Source organism: Streptomyces sp. NPDC107654 (genome assembly GCF_055639035.1).
Window position 1 is genome coordinate 174,084 of record NZ_JBVKBI010000004.1, and the last position, 15,812, is coordinate 189,895.

16 protein-coding genes are annotated in these 15,812 nt (G+C 70.5%); 13 read left to right on the forward strand and 3 right to left on the reverse strand.

All coding sequences use genetic code 11. The features are described from left to right. Window positions 1–41: 41 nt before the first annotated feature. The 12 genes from ACZ7N4_RS09050 to ACZ7N4_RS09105 all read left to right on the forward strand — a co-directional run bounded on the left by ACZ7N4_RS09050 (window position 42) and on the right by ACZ7N4_RS09105 (window position 11,980). Window positions 42–608: an alpha/beta hydrolase gene (locus ACZ7N4_RS09050; protein WP_471355455.1), complete on the forward strand. Its 567-nt coding sequence runs from the start codon at window positions 42–44 to the stop codon at window positions 606–608. 58 nt (window positions 609–666) lie between these two features. Continuing rightward, on the forward strand, window positions 667–1,197 hold the full coding sequence (locus ACZ7N4_RS09055; protein ID WP_471355457.1) for a hypothetical protein: 531 nt from the start codon (window positions 667–669) through the stop codon (window positions 1,195–1,197). A gap of 271 nt (window positions 1,198–1,468) precedes the next feature. Further along, window positions 1,469–1,996, forward strand: coding sequence for a hypothetical protein (locus ACZ7N4_RS09060; RefSeq protein WP_471355460.1), 528 nt, complete (start codon window positions 1,469–1,471; stop codon window positions 1,994–1,996). A 27-nt stretch (window positions 1,997–2,023) separates the two neighbouring features. Beyond that, complete coding sequence (locus ACZ7N4_RS09065) at window positions 2,024–2,557, forward strand: hypothetical protein (protein ID WP_471355463.1); 534 nt, start codon at window positions 2,024–2,026, stop codon at window positions 2,555–2,557. A 266-nt stretch (window positions 2,558–2,823) separates the two neighbouring features. Further along, entirely contained in the window at window positions 2,824–4,068 is a 1,245-nt protein-coding gene (locus ACZ7N4_RS09070; RefSeq protein WP_471355465.1) for an amidohydrolase, read from the forward strand. A 278-nt stretch (window positions 4,069–4,346) separates the two neighbouring features. Beyond that, complete coding sequence (locus ACZ7N4_RS09075; protein WP_471355468.1) at window positions 4,347–5,405, forward strand: BMP family lipoprotein; 1,059 nt, start codon at window positions 4,347–4,349, stop codon at window positions 5,403–5,405. Between the two features lie 199 nt (window positions 5,406–5,604). Further along, window positions 5,605–7,131: an ABC transporter ATP-binding protein gene (locus ACZ7N4_RS09080; RefSeq protein WP_471356161.1), complete on the forward strand. Its 1,527-nt coding sequence runs from the start codon at window positions 5,605–5,607 to the stop codon at window positions 7,129–7,131. Beyond that, a complete protein-coding gene (locus ACZ7N4_RS09085; protein ID WP_471355470.1) occupies window positions 7,128–8,255 on the forward strand; it encodes an ABC transporter permease in 1,128 nt (375 codons plus the stop codon). Before ACZ7N4_RS09080 ends, ACZ7N4_RS09085 begins: the two co-directional genes overlap by 4 nt. Beyond that, entirely contained in the window at window positions 8,255–9,541 is a 1,287-nt protein-coding gene (locus ACZ7N4_RS09090) for an ABC transporter permease (protein WP_471355473.1), read from the forward strand. Before ACZ7N4_RS09085 ends, ACZ7N4_RS09090 begins: the two co-directional genes overlap by 1 nt. After that, complete coding sequence (locus tag ACZ7N4_RS09095) at window positions 9,538–9,942, forward strand: cytidine deaminase (protein WP_471355475.1); 405 nt, start codon at window positions 9,538–9,540, stop codon at window positions 9,940–9,942. Before ACZ7N4_RS09090 ends, ACZ7N4_RS09095 begins: the two co-directional genes overlap by 4 nt. Window positions 9,943–10,016: 74 nt before the next feature. Continuing rightward, entirely contained in the window at window positions 10,017–11,300 is a 1,284-nt protein-coding gene (locus ACZ7N4_RS09100) for a thymidine phosphorylase (RefSeq protein ID WP_471355477.1), read from the forward strand. A 95-nt stretch (window positions 11,301–11,395) separates the two neighbouring features. After that, window positions 11,396–11,980, forward strand: a complete 585-nt coding sequence (locus ACZ7N4_RS09105; RefSeq protein WP_471355479.1) for a Uma2 family endonuclease — start codon at window positions 11,396–11,398, stop codon at window positions 11,978–11,980. Between the two features lie 7 nt (window positions 11,981–11,987). Here ACZ7N4_RS09105 and ACZ7N4_RS09110 read toward each other — a convergent pair whose 3' ends face one another. Further along, entirely contained in the window at window positions 11,988–12,908 is a 921-nt protein-coding gene (locus ACZ7N4_RS09110) for an AEC family transporter (protein ID WP_471355482.1), read from the reverse strand. Window positions 12,909–12,988: 80 nt separating this feature from the next. Between ACZ7N4_RS09110 and ACZ7N4_RS09115 the strand changes: the two genes are divergently transcribed. Next, a complete protein-coding gene (locus tag ACZ7N4_RS09115) occupies window positions 12,989–13,375 on the forward strand; it encodes an STAS domain-containing protein (protein WP_471356163.1) in 387 nt (128 codons plus the stop codon). Here ACZ7N4_RS09115 and ACZ7N4_RS09120 read toward each other — a convergent pair. Next, the gene (locus ACZ7N4_RS09120; protein WP_471355485.1) at window positions 13,259–14,272 is read right to left on the reverse strand and encodes a sigma-70 family RNA polymerase sigma factor; all 1,014 of its coding nucleotides are present in this window, start codon (window positions 14,270–14,272) and stop codon (window positions 13,259–13,261) included. The two genes, ACZ7N4_RS09115 and ACZ7N4_RS09120, sit on opposite strands and share 117 nt — an antisense overlap. Before the next feature lie 209 nt (window positions 14,273–14,481). After that, window positions 14,482–15,801 (reverse strand): MFS transporter, encoded by a 1,320-nt coding sequence (locus ACZ7N4_RS09125; protein ID WP_471355488.1) that lies wholly within the window; start codon window positions 15,799–15,801, stop codon window positions 14,482–14,484. Window positions 15,802–15,812 lie beyond the last annotated feature (11 nt).

A 15,812-nucleotide genomic window follows, 5' to 3' on the forward strand; every position in this document is an offset into this window, starting at 1 on the left:
CTGCCCCCCAAGGACAGCAGCCCCAAGGACAACGCGGCCTGGTGACAAAGGCTCACCGACGAGGAGCGTGCGGCCTGGGTCTCCCTCTGCCCGGACCTCGTGGGCAAACTCGACGGCATCCCGGCCACGGGCCGGGGCGGGGCACGCGCACGCTCGAAGGTGGGCTGCCGGTGGTCGACGTCATCGCGGTGGGCAGCCCCGGTATGCAGGCGAAGCACGCCGCGGGCCTCGGCATCCCACAGGGGTACGTGTGGGCGAAGCAGGGGTGGCGCCTTCTGGGACGAGGGTTCGACAAGCCTGCGCAACCAGGCCACCGCATGCGGCACCCGTGGAGCGTCCACGGTGTGCCCGGCGACGACCTGGAGAAGGCCATGGACCGTCTGCGCGCCCAGCTGCCCGCCAGGAGGTGGAAGATCGTGAAGGACGGCCCCGACAAGAGCCGGGCGAAGCTTCCGCAGATCGTGGCCGACTCACGCGACAGCCATCTGTCCGCCGACCTTCGCCTGTGGCGGGAGCCCGCCGACAGCAAGCGCTCGTCCATGATCGAGGTCACCGTGGTGTCCGACTGCTTCCGGAGCAAGTCCGACGGCACGACCCCGACGCGCTGACGGGGCAGGGCCGGCCCATCACCCGGTGGCTACCGGGACCCAGGAGAGACTCCCCGACGTGAAGATCAAGCTGGGCGTCCTCGCGGTCGCCATGCCCCTCGCGCTCACCACCCTGACCGGATGCAGCATGACTGACAAAGAGTCCGACGACGTCGCGTACGTCGGCACCAGCACCTCCGGCGACGCCGCTGACGCGCTGGAGAAGATATCCAGCGGCATCTACGATCTGATCGGCGTCAAGGGCGAAGCGTCCGACAGTCGCGCGGGCGTCGAAGAGTGCCCTGACAAAGACAGGGACACGTACTTCAAGGTCTTCCACCCGTGGAGCTTCTACCCCGCGTCGCCGGGCGATCTCGACGCCGCCATGGAGCACCTCAAGGAGGGACTGCCGAAGCACGGCTGGAAGATCGTTTCCTACGGCCCGGACACCAGCAAGAACAAGAACATCCTCCTGATTGCCGACAACGCCGAGCAGAAGGCCGGCGTGCACATCACGAAGATGCCGCAGAGGGAGCGGCCCAAGCTCAGCCTGACCGTCGTCTCCGGTTGCTACAAGGCGCCCGAGGGCCAGAAGGTCGAGTACTTCTAGCGCCAACCGGCCGGGCCCGGGCCCGTGAGAGTCCGGCACCTCCGGTTGACCGTGCCGGATCGGGCCCACGCGCGGTGTCCCACACCGGCGACACGTCACCGCGCCGGACGGCGAACTGCCGTTTCTACGACACGGCGCTGATCACCGTGGTGGCCCAGTGGGGGCCCGAGGCCGAGGACGGACACCCCGGGAGGGGCGACGACGCGGAGCCGAAGCCCTCGTCCGCGCCGCCGGTTCTGAGATCGTGTGAGGTAGGAAAGGTGCCCCGGACATGAAGGTCACGCTGGGATTCCTCGCGCTCGCCATACCCCTTGCGCTCACCACCCTCACCGGATGCGACATGACTGACAGCGGTTCCGACATCCCCTCCGCCGGCACGAGCACGTCGAGCGACGCGGCAGACGCGGTGGAAGCCGTTTCCAGCGGCATCTACGACCTGATCGGTGTCAAGGGCAAGACCTCCGACAGCCGTGCGACGGTGACGGAGTGTTCCGGCAAGGACCCCGACACGTACTTCCGGGTCCTCCACCCGTGGAGCTTCACCCCTGCGTCCCCCGGTGACCTCGAGGCAGCCATGCAACGGCTCAGGGAGACGCTGCCGAAGCACGGCTGGAAGATCGTCGAGTACGGGCCGGACACCAGCAAGAACAAGAACATCAGGCTCACGGCCGACAATGACGCGAAGAAGGCCGGCGTCCACGTCATCCAGATGGCGAAGGACAACCCGCCGATGCTGAGCGTGGACGTCATCTCCGGCTGCTACCGGGTTCCGGACGGCCAGAAGGTCGAGCACTTCTAGGCCATGGCACTCCGGGGAGCTGGTGACGTGGACATCGGACGGAGTACGGCGGCGCTCTTCGCGTCCCTCGCCCTGACCGCTGTCACCGGATGCGGGATGATGTCCGCCGACGAATCCGACGACGTCCCCTCCGCCGGCACCAGAACGTCACAGGACGCCGCCGCGCGGACGCAGAAGGTGTCCAGCCGGCTGTACGACCTGATCGGCGTCAAGGGGAAGGCCTCCGACGGCAGCCCCGGGGTCCGGGAGTGCTCGGGGAAGGACCGGGACAGGTACTTCCGGATCTTGCACAAGTGGAGCTTCCACCCCGCGTCGGCGGACGATCTCGACGTCGCCATGCGGAACCTCCAGGAGGGGATGCCGGAGCACGGCTGGAAGATCGTCGAGTACGGCCCCGACAGCAGCGCGAACAAGAACCTCACCCTGGTCGCCGACAACGACGACCAGAAGGCGGGCGTGCACATCACCCGGATGGCGAAGCGGAACCCGCCCAAGCTCAGCGTGATGGTCGTCTCCGGCTGCTACGAGGTCCCCGAGGGGCAGAAGGTCGAGCACTTCTAGCCGCGGGGCGGACGAAGTGTTCCGGCGAGGACGGCCCGGGCCGGGCGGGACCACCGGGATCCGTGGTGGTCCGGTTTCTGGACATCGCGCGCGTGATCCGGGTGAGGCGTGGTATGCGTGGAGGAGGAAAACAGAGGTTTTACCCACCACAGTTCGCCGCCATGCGTCCGCCGGTCAGATTTTCTTCCCCTAACGGGCTGAACTTTTGTTGATCGAGGGGTAGTTGACCACCCGGGCGTCCTACCCTTCAGAGGGTGAAGCAATTGATGTCCCTAGAGTCCGAGACCGGCCTCCCGGGTGATGTGCTCCCCGGCGTGTTGAGCGAGTCCCTGCACGCCGAACTCGTCGCCTTCCGTCGCGACTTGCACATGCACCCGGAGCTGGGCAACCAGGAGTTCCGCACCACCGCCGCGATCAAGGAGCGGCTGGAGCAGGCCGGGCTCAGGCCACGCGTGCTCAGCACCGGAACCGGACTCGTCTGTGACATCGGGCTCGCGGAGGGTGAGCACCCCGAGCACCTCCCCGTACCGCTGCTCGCGCTGCGCGCCGACATCGACGCCCTGCCCATCCCGGACGCCAAGACCGACTGCCCGTACCGGTCCACCGTGCCCGACCGGGCGCACGCCTGCGGTCACGACGTGCACACCACCGTGGTGCTCGGCACCGGGCTCGTACTCGCCGACCTGCACGCCAAGGGCCTGCTGCCCCGCCCGGTGCGGCTGCTCTTCCAGCCCGCCGAGGAGGTGCTGCCCGGCGGCGCCCTCGACGCCATCGAGGACGGCGTGCTGACCGGGGTCGGCCGGATCCTCGCGGTGCACTGCGACCCCCGGGTGGAGGTCGGGAAGATCGGGCTGCGGCACGGGCCGATCACCAGTGCCTGCGACCGCGTGGAGATCGCGCTCGACGGTCCCGGCGGGCACACCGCCCGCCCGCACCTCACCACCGACCTGGTCACCGCCGCCGCCCGGGTCGCCGTCGACGTCCCCGCGGTGGTCGCCCGCCGGGTCGACACCCGCGCCGGTCTCGCCGTCACCTGGGGCCGGATCGAGTCGGGCCACGCCCCGAACGTGATCCCGCAGCACGCCGAGCTGTCCGGAACCGTGCGCTGCCTGGACCTGGAGGCCTGGCGGCAGGCCCCCGACATCGTGCACGCGGCCATCGACGAGGTCGCCACCCTGCACCGGGCCAAGTCCGAGATCACCTACATGCGCGGGGTGCCGCCCGTCGTCAACGACCGGGAGTCCACCGAGCTGCTGCGCCGGGCCATGGTCGCCCGGCGCGGGATGAAGTCCGTCGAGAGCACCGAGCAGAGCCTCGGCGGCGAGGACTTCTCCTGGTACCTGGAGCAGGTGCCGGGCGCGCTGGCCAGGCTCGGCGTGCGCCGGCCCGGCGAGCGGACGGTACGCGATCTCCACCAGGGCGATTTCGACGCCGACGAGCACGCGATCACGGTCGGCGTGGAGATGTTCACGGCCGCCGCGTTCCTGGACCGCAACGGCGCGCAGAGCTGATCGGACGGCCCCTCGGGGCCGTCCCCCTCGGCCGGCGCAACACGGATGCAAGCCATTCGTGCACGGTCCGCGACATCGGCGCGAGAAGGGCCGGAGACCGAGTTCAGACAGTGTTTGCCTCGAATCGATAACGGCTTCGCGAGAGGGTTTTTTGCGACATCTACGCGCGTTACGATGCCGCGAAGCCGACGCCGATGGGGGCGTCTCGGCCGGAGCACTGCCAAGGTGCTCACATCAAGCGCCTACGTGGCGCTCAGGTCAGGTGAAGGAGCCTTCCCGTGCGCCGGGTAGCCAAGCTTTCCGCTGCGTGTTTCGCCTCCGCAGCTCTCGCACTGACTGCCACAGCCTGTGGCAGCACCTCCTCCGACAACGACACCGGCTCGTCCTCCTCGGGCGGCGACGGCAAGGGTGTCAAGGTCGGTCTCGCCTTCGACGTCGGCGGCCGTGGTGACCGCTCCTTCAACGACTCCGCCGCGCGCGGTGCCGACAAGGCCAAGAAGGAGTTCGGCGGCGACATCAAGGAACTGACCGCGAAGACCTCGGACACCGAGGCCGACCGTGAGCAGCGCCTGTCCGACCTGGCCGACGCGGGCTACAACCCGGTCATCGGTGTCGGCTACGCCTACGCCGCCTCCATGACCAAGGTCGCCGCGAAGTACCCGAAGACCAGCTTCGGCATCGTCGACTCGGTCGTGAACGGCAAGAACGTCGACAGCATCACGTTCACCGAGGAGCAGGGCTCCTACCTGGCCGGTGTCGCCGCCGCCCTGAAGACCAAGTCGAACCACGTCGGCTTCATCGGCGGTGTGGACGTCCCGCTGATCAAGAAGTTCGAGGCGGGCTTCGTCCAGGGCGTCAAGGACACCGACAAGAAGGCCAAGGTCGACACGCAGTACCTGTCGCACGGCTCGGACACCTCCGGCTTCGCCAGCCCCGACAAGGGCAAGGAGGCCGCGCAGGGCATGCTCGACAACGGCGCGGACGTCATCTACACGGCGGCCGGCTCCTCCGGCAACGGCGCCATCGAGGCCGTCGCCGGCAAGAAGGGCGCCTGGGCCATCGGCGTGGACTCGGACCAGTACAACATCCCGGGTCTGGCCAAGTACAAGAACTCGATCCTGACCTCGATGGTCAAGAACGTCGACGTCGGTGTCTACGACTTCGTGAAGTCGGTCCACGACGGCAAGCCGCTGGCCGGCACCAACACCTACTCGCTCGCCAAGGACGGCGTCTCGCTGTCCACCAGCGGCGGCTTCATCGACGACCTCCAGGCCAAGCTGGACGCCGCGAAGAAGAAGATCGTCGACGGCTCGATCAAGGTCAAGACCACCCCGTGACCTGACGGGTCCCGCCGGACCTCGGCTCGGCGCGGGGGCGCCTGTCGGAGCCCCCCGCCGAGCCATAACAATGTGTCAACTCTACGCGTGTAGCGCGGAGTTGCCGCGCTAGCGTCGCCGACGCCTGCCCCCTCCCCGCAGCCCCTTTCCCCGAGGAGAGTGCGCCATCAACGCGTCCAGCCCTCCCGCTGCCGTCGAACTGCGCGGCATCACCAAGCGTTTCCCCGGCGTCGTCGCCAACCGCGACATCGACATCACGGTCCGCACGGGCACCGTCCACGCCCTGTGCGGTGAGAACGGCGCCGGCAAGTCCACCCTGATGAAGATCCTCTACGGCATGCAGCAGCCGGACGAGGGCACCATCACCGTCGGTGGCGAACAGGTCGTCTTCCACAACCCGGGCGACGCCATCGCCCGCGGCATCGGCATGGTGCACCAGCACTTCATGCTCGCCGACAACCTCACCGTGCTGGAGAACGTCGTTCTCGGCGCGGAGAAGCTGCACGGCATCGGGGGCAAGGCCCGCGCCCGGATCAAGGAGATCTCCGACGCCTACGGCCTCGGTGTCCGTCCCGACGCCCTGGTCGAGGAACTCGGTGTCGCCGACCGACAGCGCGTGGAGATCCTCAAGGTCCTCTACCGCGGCGCCAAGACCCTCATCCTCGACGAGCCCACCGCCGTCCTGGTGCCGCAGGAGGTCGACGCGCTCTTCGACAACCTGCGCGAACTCAAGGCCGAGGGCCTCACCGTCATCTTCATCTCGCACAAGCTGGGCGAGGTGCTCTCCGTCGCCGACGAGATCACCGTCATCCGGCGCGGCACCACCGTCGGCACCGTCGACCCGCGCGCCACCACCCCCAAGCAGCTCGCCGAACTGATGGTCGGCAGCGAACTGCCCACCCCGGAGACCCAGGAGTCCACGGTCACCGACGTGCCGATGCTGAAGGTGGACGGCCTGCACCTGGCGCAGACCGACCTCGACGGCGTCGAGCGGATCATCCTGGACGAGATCTCCTTCACCATCCACAAGGGCGAGGTCCTCGGCATCGCCGGCGTGGAGGGCAACGGCCAGTCCGAGCTGGTCGAGGCGATCATGGGCATGCGCCACCCGGACGCCGGCGTCGTCACCCTCGACGGCACCGACATCTCCCACGCCCCGACCCGCCACCGCCGCGAGTCCGGCATCGGCTACATCCCGGAGGACCGCCACCGCCACGGCCTGCTCCTGGAAGCACCGCTGTGGGAGAACCGCATCCTCGGCCACGTCACCGAGAAGCCCAACTCGCGCGGCGGACTGCTCGACCCCAAGGCGGCCCGCGCCGACACCCAGCGGATCGTCGAGGCGTACGACGTCCGCACCCCCGGCATCGACGTCACCGCCGCCTCCCTCTCCGGTGGCAACCAGCAGAAGCTGATCGTCGGCCGCGAGATGAGCCACAACCCCAAGCTGCTCATCGCCGCCCACCCCACCCGCGGTGTGGACGTCGGCGCGCAGGCGGCCATCTGGGACTACATCCGCGAGGCCCGCCGCGAGGGCCTGGCCGTGCTGCTGATCTCCGCCGACCTGGACGAGCTGATCGGGCTCTCCGACACCCTGCGGGTGATGTACCGCGGCCGCCTGGTCGCCGACGCCGACCCCGCCACGATCACCCCCGAAGAGCTGGGCTCCGCCATGACGGGTGCGGCCACCGGCCACCTGGAGCACACAGAGGACGACGAGCGATGAACAAGCTGACCCAACGCATCGACAAGGAGCGGCTGCTCCTCGGCATCGCCGCGCCGCTGCTGGCGGTCGTCGCCGCGCTCGTCGTCACCACCCTGGTGATCCTCGCGACCGGCAAGAACCCCGGCGACGCCTTCAGCGACATGGTGACCTACGGCTTCGCCAGCGACAGCCAGGTCTACATCCTGAACAAGGCGACGACCTACTACCTCGCGGGCGTCGCGGTGGCCATCGGCTTCCGCATGAACCTGTTCAACATCGGTGTCGACGGCCAGTACCGGCTCGCCGCGTTCATCGCCGCCGTCCTCGGCGGGGTGCTCACCGTGCCCGGCTGGATCGCCATCCCGCTGATCATGATCTGCGCCATGGCGACCGGTGCCCTGTGGGCGGCCATCGCCGGCATCCTCAAGGTGACCCGGGGCGTCAGCGAGGTCATCGCGACCATCATGCTGAACTCGATCGCCACCGCGATCATCGCCTACCTGCTCCAGCCCGGAAAGCTCGGCCAGCTGGACCAGGCCGGCACCCTCGTCTCCACCAAGCCGCTGCCGTCGTCCTCGTACTTCTTCAGCTTCGACACCGGCCCCGCCGGTGAGCTGTGGGGCTTCATCGTCATCGCCGCCGTCGTCGGCGTCGCGTACTGGTTCGTACTGGGCCGTACGCGGTTCGGCTTCGACCTGCGCACCGTCGGCCAGTCCGAGAGCGCGGCCGGCGCCAGCGGTGTCTCGGTGAAGAAGATGATCGCCACCAGCATGATCATCTCGGGTGCGGTGGCCGGTCTGATCGGCATGCCGACCCTGTTGAACGACAGCCACCAGTTCAGCAACGACTTCCCGGCCGGCATCGGCTTCACCGGCATCGCCATCGCGCTGCTCGGCCGCAACCACCCGATCGGCATCGCGCTCGGCGCCCTGCTCTGGGGCTTCCTGGAGCGCACCACCAACCACCTGGAATTCCAGGGCTACGACAAGGAAATCCTCGGCGTCATCCAGGGCGTCATCGTGCTGTGCGTCGTCATCGCCTACGAGGTCGTACGCCGCTACGGCCTGAAGCGCCAGCAGCAGAAGGTCGGTGCGGAACTCGCCGCCCAGGCCGCCGCCGCGACGAAGAAGCAGGAGGTGGCGTGATGACTGCCACGATGACCGACGCGCCGCCGCCCGCGGCCCCCAAGGCGGCGGGCGCCCCCCAGCGCTCCGGCCGCTCCCTCGGACTGACCCTGATGATCGTCGCGGGTGCGCTGCTGCTCCTGGCCGCCGTCCGCGTGATCACCGGCGCCAACCAGCTCGACTCCGCCGGACAGGTCGCCGCCGCGCTCGGCCTCGCCGTGCCGATCGGCCTCGCCGGACTCGCCGGCCTGTGGTCCGAGCGGGCCGGCGTGGTCAACATCGGCCTCGAGGGCATGATGATCCTCGGCACCTTCGGAGCCGGCTGGATCGGCTGGCAGACCAGCCCCTGGCTCGGCCTGCTGTGCGGCATCGGCTTCGGTGTCCTCGGCGGCCTGGTGCACGCCGTCGCCACCGTCACCTTCGGCGTCGACCACATCGTCTCCGGTGTCGCCGTCAACCTGCTCGCGCTCGGCGCCACCCAGTACCTGGCCAAGCTGTTCTTCGCCGGCGGCAAGGCCGCGGAGGCGGGCGGCAACCCCAAGCAGTCCCCGCCCGCGGACTCGCTGCCCGACGTCACCATCCCCGGCCTCTCCGACGGACTCGCCTCCATCGAGAAGCACCACTGGTTCCTGGTCTCCGACCTCGCCGGCATCATCGGCGGTCTGATCACCAACCTGTCCGTGGTCACGATCCTCGCCGTGCTGCTGTTCATCGGCAGCTGGTGGCTGCTGTGGCGCACCCCGTTCGGGCTGCGGCTGCGCTCCTGCGGTGAGAACCCGGTCGCCGCCGAGTCCCTCGGCGTCAACGTCTACCAGTACAAGTACGCGGCCGTGGCCATCTCCGGCGGCCTCGCCGGCCTCGGCGGCGCCTTCCTGGCGCTGGTCACCTCGCACACCTACCTGGAGGGCCAGACCGGAGGCCGCGGCTACATCGGTCTCGCCGCGATGATCTTCGGCAACTGGCGCCCCGGCGGCCTGGCGATGGGCGCGGGCCTGTTCGGATACTCCGACGCGCTCCAGCTCCGCAACGGCGGTGTCACCGTCCACGCCCTGCTCCTGCTGCTGGTCGTCCTGCTCGCGCTGCTGGCCGGCTGGAAGCTGTACAAGAAGGCCCTCGTGCAGGGTGTGGTCAGCGCCGTCACGGCCGCGCTGGTCCTGGTCTGGTACCTGCTCACCGACGAGGTCCCGAGCGACTTCGTGGGCGCCACCCCGTACGTCGTCACCCTGCTCGTGCTGTCCCTCTCGGCGCAGCGCCTGCGGATGCCGAAGGCGGACGGCATGCGCTACCGGAAGGGCCAGGGCAAGTGACCCGGGAATCCGCCGGCTTCGACTGGGAGGCGCTGCGGGAGGTGGCGCGGGAGGCGATGTCCCACGCCTACGCCCCGTACTCCGGCTACCCGGTCGGGGTCGCGGCCCTGGTCGACGACGGCCGCACCGTCACCGGCTGCAACGTGGAGAACGCCTCCTACGGCCTCGGCCTGTGCGCCGAGTGCGGCCTGGTCTCCGACCTCCAGCGCACCGGCGGCGGCCGCCTGACGCACTTCACCTGCGTCGACGGCACCGGCGCCCTGCTGGTCCCGTGCGGCCGCTGCCGCCAGCTGCTCTACGAGTTCGGCGGCCCCGACCTGCTCCTGGACACCCCCGAGGGCGTCCTCCCGCTCTCCGAGATGCTGCCCCAGGCCTTCGGTCCGGGCCACCTCTCCCAGTAATGCCGTACGGCCCCCCTGCCCCGCTCGCAGGGGGGCCGCACACTTCGCACCTCCCGGAAGGAACCACACCCGCCATGGCCATGGACGCCATCTCCGTGATCCGCACCAAGCGGGACCGCGGCGAGCTGACCGACGCGCAGATCGACTGGGTCATCGACGCCTACACCCGCGGCGAGGTCGCCGACGAGCAGATGTCCTCGCTCGCCATGGCGATCCTGCTGAACGGCATGAACCGCCGCGAGATCGCCCGCTGGACCGCGGCGATGATCGCCTCCGGCGAGCGCATGGACTTCTCCTCGCTGTCCCGCCCGACCGCCGACAAGCACTCCACGGGCGGCGTCGGCGACAAGATCACCCTGCCGCTGGCGCCCCTCGTGGCGGCCTGCGGCGCGGCCGTCCCGCAGCTCTCCGGCCGCGGCCTCGGCCACACCGGCGGCACCCTGGACAAGCTGGAGTCGGTCCCCGGCTGGCGCGCCCTGCTCTCCAACGAGGAGATGCTGAACGTGCTGGACGGTGTCGGCGCCGTCATCTGCGCGGCGGGTGACGGCCTGGCCCCCGCCGACAAGAAGCTGTACGCCCTGCGGGACGTCACCGGCACCGTCGAGGCGATCCCGCTGATCGCCTCCTCGATCATGTCGAAGAAGATCGCGGAGGGCACCGGCTCCCTGGTGCTGGACGTCAAGGTCGGCTCGGGCGCCTTCATGAAGACGATCGAGGACGCCCGCGAGCTGGCCTCCACGATGGTCGGCCTCGGCACCGACCACGGCGTGAAGACGGTCGCGCTCCTGACGGACATGTCCACCCCGCTGGGCCTCACCGCGGGCAACGCCCTGGAGGTCCGCGAGTCGGTCGAGGTCCTGGCCGGCGGCGGCCCCGCGGACGTCGTGGAACTGACCGTCGCCCTGGCCCGCGAGATGCTCGACGCGGCGGGCATCAGGGACGCCGACCCCGCGAAGGCCCTGGCCGACGGCTCGGCGATGGACGTCTGGCGCCGGATGATCGCGGCGCAGGGCGGCGACCCGGACGCGCCGCTGCCCACCGCGAAGGAGCAGCACGTCGTCAAGGCCCCGTCCTCCGGCGTCCTGACCCGCCTCGACGCGTACGACATCGGCGTCGGCGCCTGGCGCCTGGGCGCCGGCCGGGCCCGCAAGGAGGACCCGGTGCAGGCGGGCGCGGGCATCGAGCTCCACGCCAAGCCGGGCGACACGGTCACCGAGGGGCAGCCCCTGCTGACCCTGCACACCGACACCCCCGAGCGCTTCGACTACGCCCTCCAGGCGGTGGTCGGCTCCTACGACATCGCGGCCCCCGGCACGGACTTCACGGCCTCGCCGGTGGTGCTGGAACGTATCGCCTGACCTGGGGTTTCCTCATTCGGGTGAACGGGACCGGTGGACCTCCGCCGGTCCCGTTCGGCATGCTGGGATTGGTGACGCACCGATAGGAGACCGCCATGAGCGCACTCACCGTCAGCCAGGACTCCGACCAGAACTGGGACGACCTCGTCCGGTACTGGGAGGAGATGGAGTGGCCGGAGGGCAGCAAGGTGGAGATCATCGAGGGGATCATCACCGTGTCACCTGCTCCCGCGTCCCGCCACAACGTGATCGCGGCCCGCATCCAGCGTCGCCTTTACTCCGTGATCCCCGAAGAGTGGGAGATCTTCCAGACACTGGCCATCGCCGTGCCGTCGCGGCTGGGCATGCTCATCCCGGATCTGCTGGTGGCTCCGGTGCGGGAATGCGCCGAGGCCGACTCCCACATCCCCGCCGCCCTCGCCGAACTCGTCGTCGAGGTCACCTCCAAGTCCAACGCCGGACACGACCGCGTCAGCAAGCCCGCCGCCTACGCCACCGCCGGTATCCCGCTGTACCTCCTGGTCGACCGCTGGGCGCCCGGCGGCCCCACCGCGACCCTCTACGGGGAGCCCAAGGGCGACGTCTACCGGGTTCTCAAGGCGGTCAAGTTCGGCGATCTCATCGAGTTGCCGGAGCCGTTCGGCGTCACCATCGACACGAGCGAGTTCCCGGTCGACTGACCCGGCGTCACCCCAGCACCGCCGCCACCCCCACCAGCACCGGCACCGACACCACTGTCGACAGGAGCACCGACTCGCGGGCCAGGGACTCGGCCACGCGGTAGCGGCTGGCGTAGGTGAAGACGTTCTGGGCGCCGGGGAGGGCCGCGGTCACCACCACGTCCAGCAGGGGGGCGCCGTGCAGGCCGAAGACGCCGCGAGCCAGGACCCAGGCCACCAGCGGCTGGACCAGTGACTTCAGCGCGACGGACAGCAGGACCAGGTGGCTGTCCCGTCCCCGGCCGGGTGCCGGGTTGCCGTGCAGGGACATGCCGAAGGCCAGCAGGGCCGCCGGGACGGACATGTTGCCGAGCACGGTGAGGGGGTTCAGGAGGAGGCCGGGGAGCTGCCAGCCCGCCGCCGACACCGCCACCCCGGACACGGAGCCGACGGCGATCGGGTTCCGCAGCGGGGTCAGCAGACGCCGCCACACCGTGCCCTTCGCCCCCGTGCCGGACAGGTCCAGGACCGTGAGGGCGACCGGCGTGACCAGGACGACCTGGAAGAGCAGCACGGGCGCCACCAGCGACGCGTCGCCCAGCACGTACGCGGCGATCGGGATGCCGAGGTTGCCCGAGTTGACGTAACCGGAACACAGCGCACCGATCGTCGTACGGCCCAGCCCCCAGCGCCGGACCACCCCCACCGCGACGAAGGCCCCGGCGACCGCGGCCGTACTGAGGGCCGTCACCAGCAGCCGGGCGGAGAACAGGACCGAGAGGTCGGCACGGGCGAGCGTGGTGAAGAGCAGCGCGGGGCCCGCCAGGCTGAAGGCGAGCCGCGTCAGCACCTCCCCGCCCTGCGCGCCGAGCGTCCCGCGCAGCCCGAGCACATAGCCCACCCCGATGACGACCGCGATCACCGCGAACCCGCTCAGCACCCCCGTCACAGGCCCCACCCTGCGGGGCGGCGGGCGAACCGGTCAATGTGATCCCGGAGACGCCCGGACGCACGCCGCCGCACCCTCCGATGAGTTCCGGCCGTGCCGTCGGTCTACCGCACGTGGATGCCGAGACCCCTGCCGTGCTGGTGCTGTCCGGGCCCGTTCGCCGGGATGTGGTGGACGGGCTCTGTGCCGAGGTGCGGGCGTTGCTGGAGGGGGGTGGGGGCCGGGTGGTCGTGTGTGATGTAGACGGGCTCGGGCCGCCGGGGCTGGCGGCCGTCGATCTGCTGGCCCGGCTGGAGCTGTCCGCCCGCCGGGCCGACGGGCGGATCCGGCTGCGGGGCGCCGGCCCCGCGCTACACGCCCTTCTCGACCTCGTCGGTCTCCGCTTCCAGGTGGAGGGGCAGACCGAAGAGCGGGAACCAGCGCTGGGTGTCGAGGAAACAGTGGAATCCGGTGATCCGGCCGTCTGAGATCTCCAGCACCTGCACCGCCCACGGGCTGAACCCGCCGTTCTCCGGGTCGGGCTTGTAGTGCGCGAAGCCCGGCAGGCCGTTGGCCTGGACCGGCAGCAGCCGGGAGCCGGCGCAGGAGGCGCCGATGGTGGTCATGAAACCGGTGATGTCGGCAGTGCCGCGCAGCCACAGGTCGAACGGCGGCATCGTCATGATGGCGTCCTCGTGCAACAGCGCCGTCAGCGCCGTCATGTCATAGCCCTCGAAGGCCTTGACGTACCGCTCCAGGAGCTTCCGCTGCTCCTCGTCCAGCGGATCGGACACCGCCCCCTCGGCTCCCGCGTCCCCGCGTTCCGCGAGCGTGGCCCGGGCCCGCTGCAGCGCGCTGTTCACCGACGCGACCGAGGTGTCCAGCAGCTCGGCCACCTCGCTCGCCTTCCACGCGAGCACCTCCCGCAGGATCAGCACCGCCCGCTGCTTGGGCGGCAGCTGCTGCAGGGCCGCCATGAAGGCGAGCCGGATCGTCTCCTTGGCGACCGCCGCCTCCGCGGGGTCCTCCACGGTCGGCAGCACGCGCGCGTCGGGCATCGGCTCCAGCCAGGTGTGGTCCGGGCGCGGTGAGAGCGCCGCCCGGGCGAGCGGGGTCGCCTCCGTCAGATCCATCGGCCGGGCCCGTTTGCTGCCCGCCTTCAGCATGTCCAGGCACACGTTCGTCGCGATCCGGTACAGCCACGAGCGCAGGCTGGAACGGCCCTCGAACGAGGCGTGGCTCCGCCATGCGCGCACCAGGGTGTCCTGCACCGCGTCCTCGGCCTCGAAGGAGGAGCCGAGCATCCGGTAGCAGTACCCGGTCAGCTCGGTCCGGTGCTTCTCCAGTGCGACGTCGAGATCCGCCGTCGCCGTGCTGTCGCCCATCGTCCACCCACCCCTGTGGCCGTTCCTGTAGCGCGCCTTCGCGCCCCAGCACCTTGGAAGCTACCGCAGGGGACTGACAATGGCCCCCGGAGTCCGGGAACGTGCAGGTGGAGAGGGGGGTGCCCAGGGGCTCGGGAGGCGCGGGACACCGGCGGGCGCGGCGCCGGCGTGGTGGCTCACGCAGGTCCCCGCGCCCCTTCGCGGCGTCCTCACCGCGCGTCGGCCACGAGCGGGCCTCGCGCCGCGACGCGCGCCGCCCGGGAGCCCAGGGCGGTGATCGTGACGACACCGAGGACCGCGAGCAGCCCGACCCCGACCGTGCCGCCCCAGCCGTCCGCGCGGAAGGCCAGCGCGCCGACCGTGCTGCCGACGCTGGAGCCGACGTAGTACGCGGACTGGTACAGCGCCGACGCCTGGGCGCGGCCGTGCGTGGCCGTCTTGCCGACCGCCGACGACGCCACCGCGTGCCCGGCGAAGAAACCCGCCGTGATCAGCACCAGGCCCGGCATGACGAGGACGAGGGAGGTGGTCAGGGTCAGCAGCAGTCCCGCCGCCGTCGTACCGCCCGCCAGGTACAGCGCGCCCCGGCGGCCGAGCCGGCCCACCAGCCGGCCCGCCGTGGACGCGGACACCGTCCCCACCAGGTAGACGAGGAAGATCGAACCCACGATGCCCTGCGGCAGCCCGAACGGCGCCGCCGTCAGCCGGTAGCCGATCACCGTGTAGACACCGCCGAACACCGTCATGAACAGCGCGCCGATCGCGTACAGGCGGCGCAACAGCGGGTCGGAGAGGTGACCGCGGACCGTGCCGAGCAGCACCCGAGGGCGCAGCGAACCCGCCGTGAAGTGCCGCGGGGCCGGCAGCAGCAGCCGGAACGCCACCGCGCAGACGACCGCCAGCGCGCCGATCACGCCGACCGAGATCCGCCAGCCCCACTCCTGCGCGACCCAGCCGGTGATGACCCGGCCGCTCATACCGCCGACGCTGTTGCCGGCCACGAACAGCCCGATCGCCGTGACCAGCGCCTTGGGCCGCACCTCCTCGGCCAGGTACGCGGTCGCCGACGCCGGCAGCCCGGCCAGCGCCGCGCCCTGCACCCCGCGCAGCACCACCAGCGCACCGAGCGACGGGGCGAACGGCACCAGCATGCCGACCGTGACGGCGACGGCCAGCGAGGCCGTCATCACCGTACGGCGCCCGAAGCGCTCCGACAGGGCGCTCATCGGCAGGACGAACAGGGCCAGTCCACCGGTCGCGGCCGCCACGGTCCAGCTCGCCTCGCTCGCCGCGACCCCGAACTCCCCGGAGATCAGCGGCAGCAGGGCCTGTGTGGAGTAGAGGAGGGCGAAGGTCGCGACTCCGGCGAGGAAGAGGGCGAGGCTCATCCGGCGGTAGCCCGGACCGCCGGGGGTCATACGCGAGTCGGAGGCGACGTCGCGGGAGGACACCGAAGGTGCCGAAGGTGCGGAAGGGGCGGGCGAGACGGCGTCCACGCGGGTGGACGCCCCGGTACTGGCGGGAGACATGCCTCGACCGT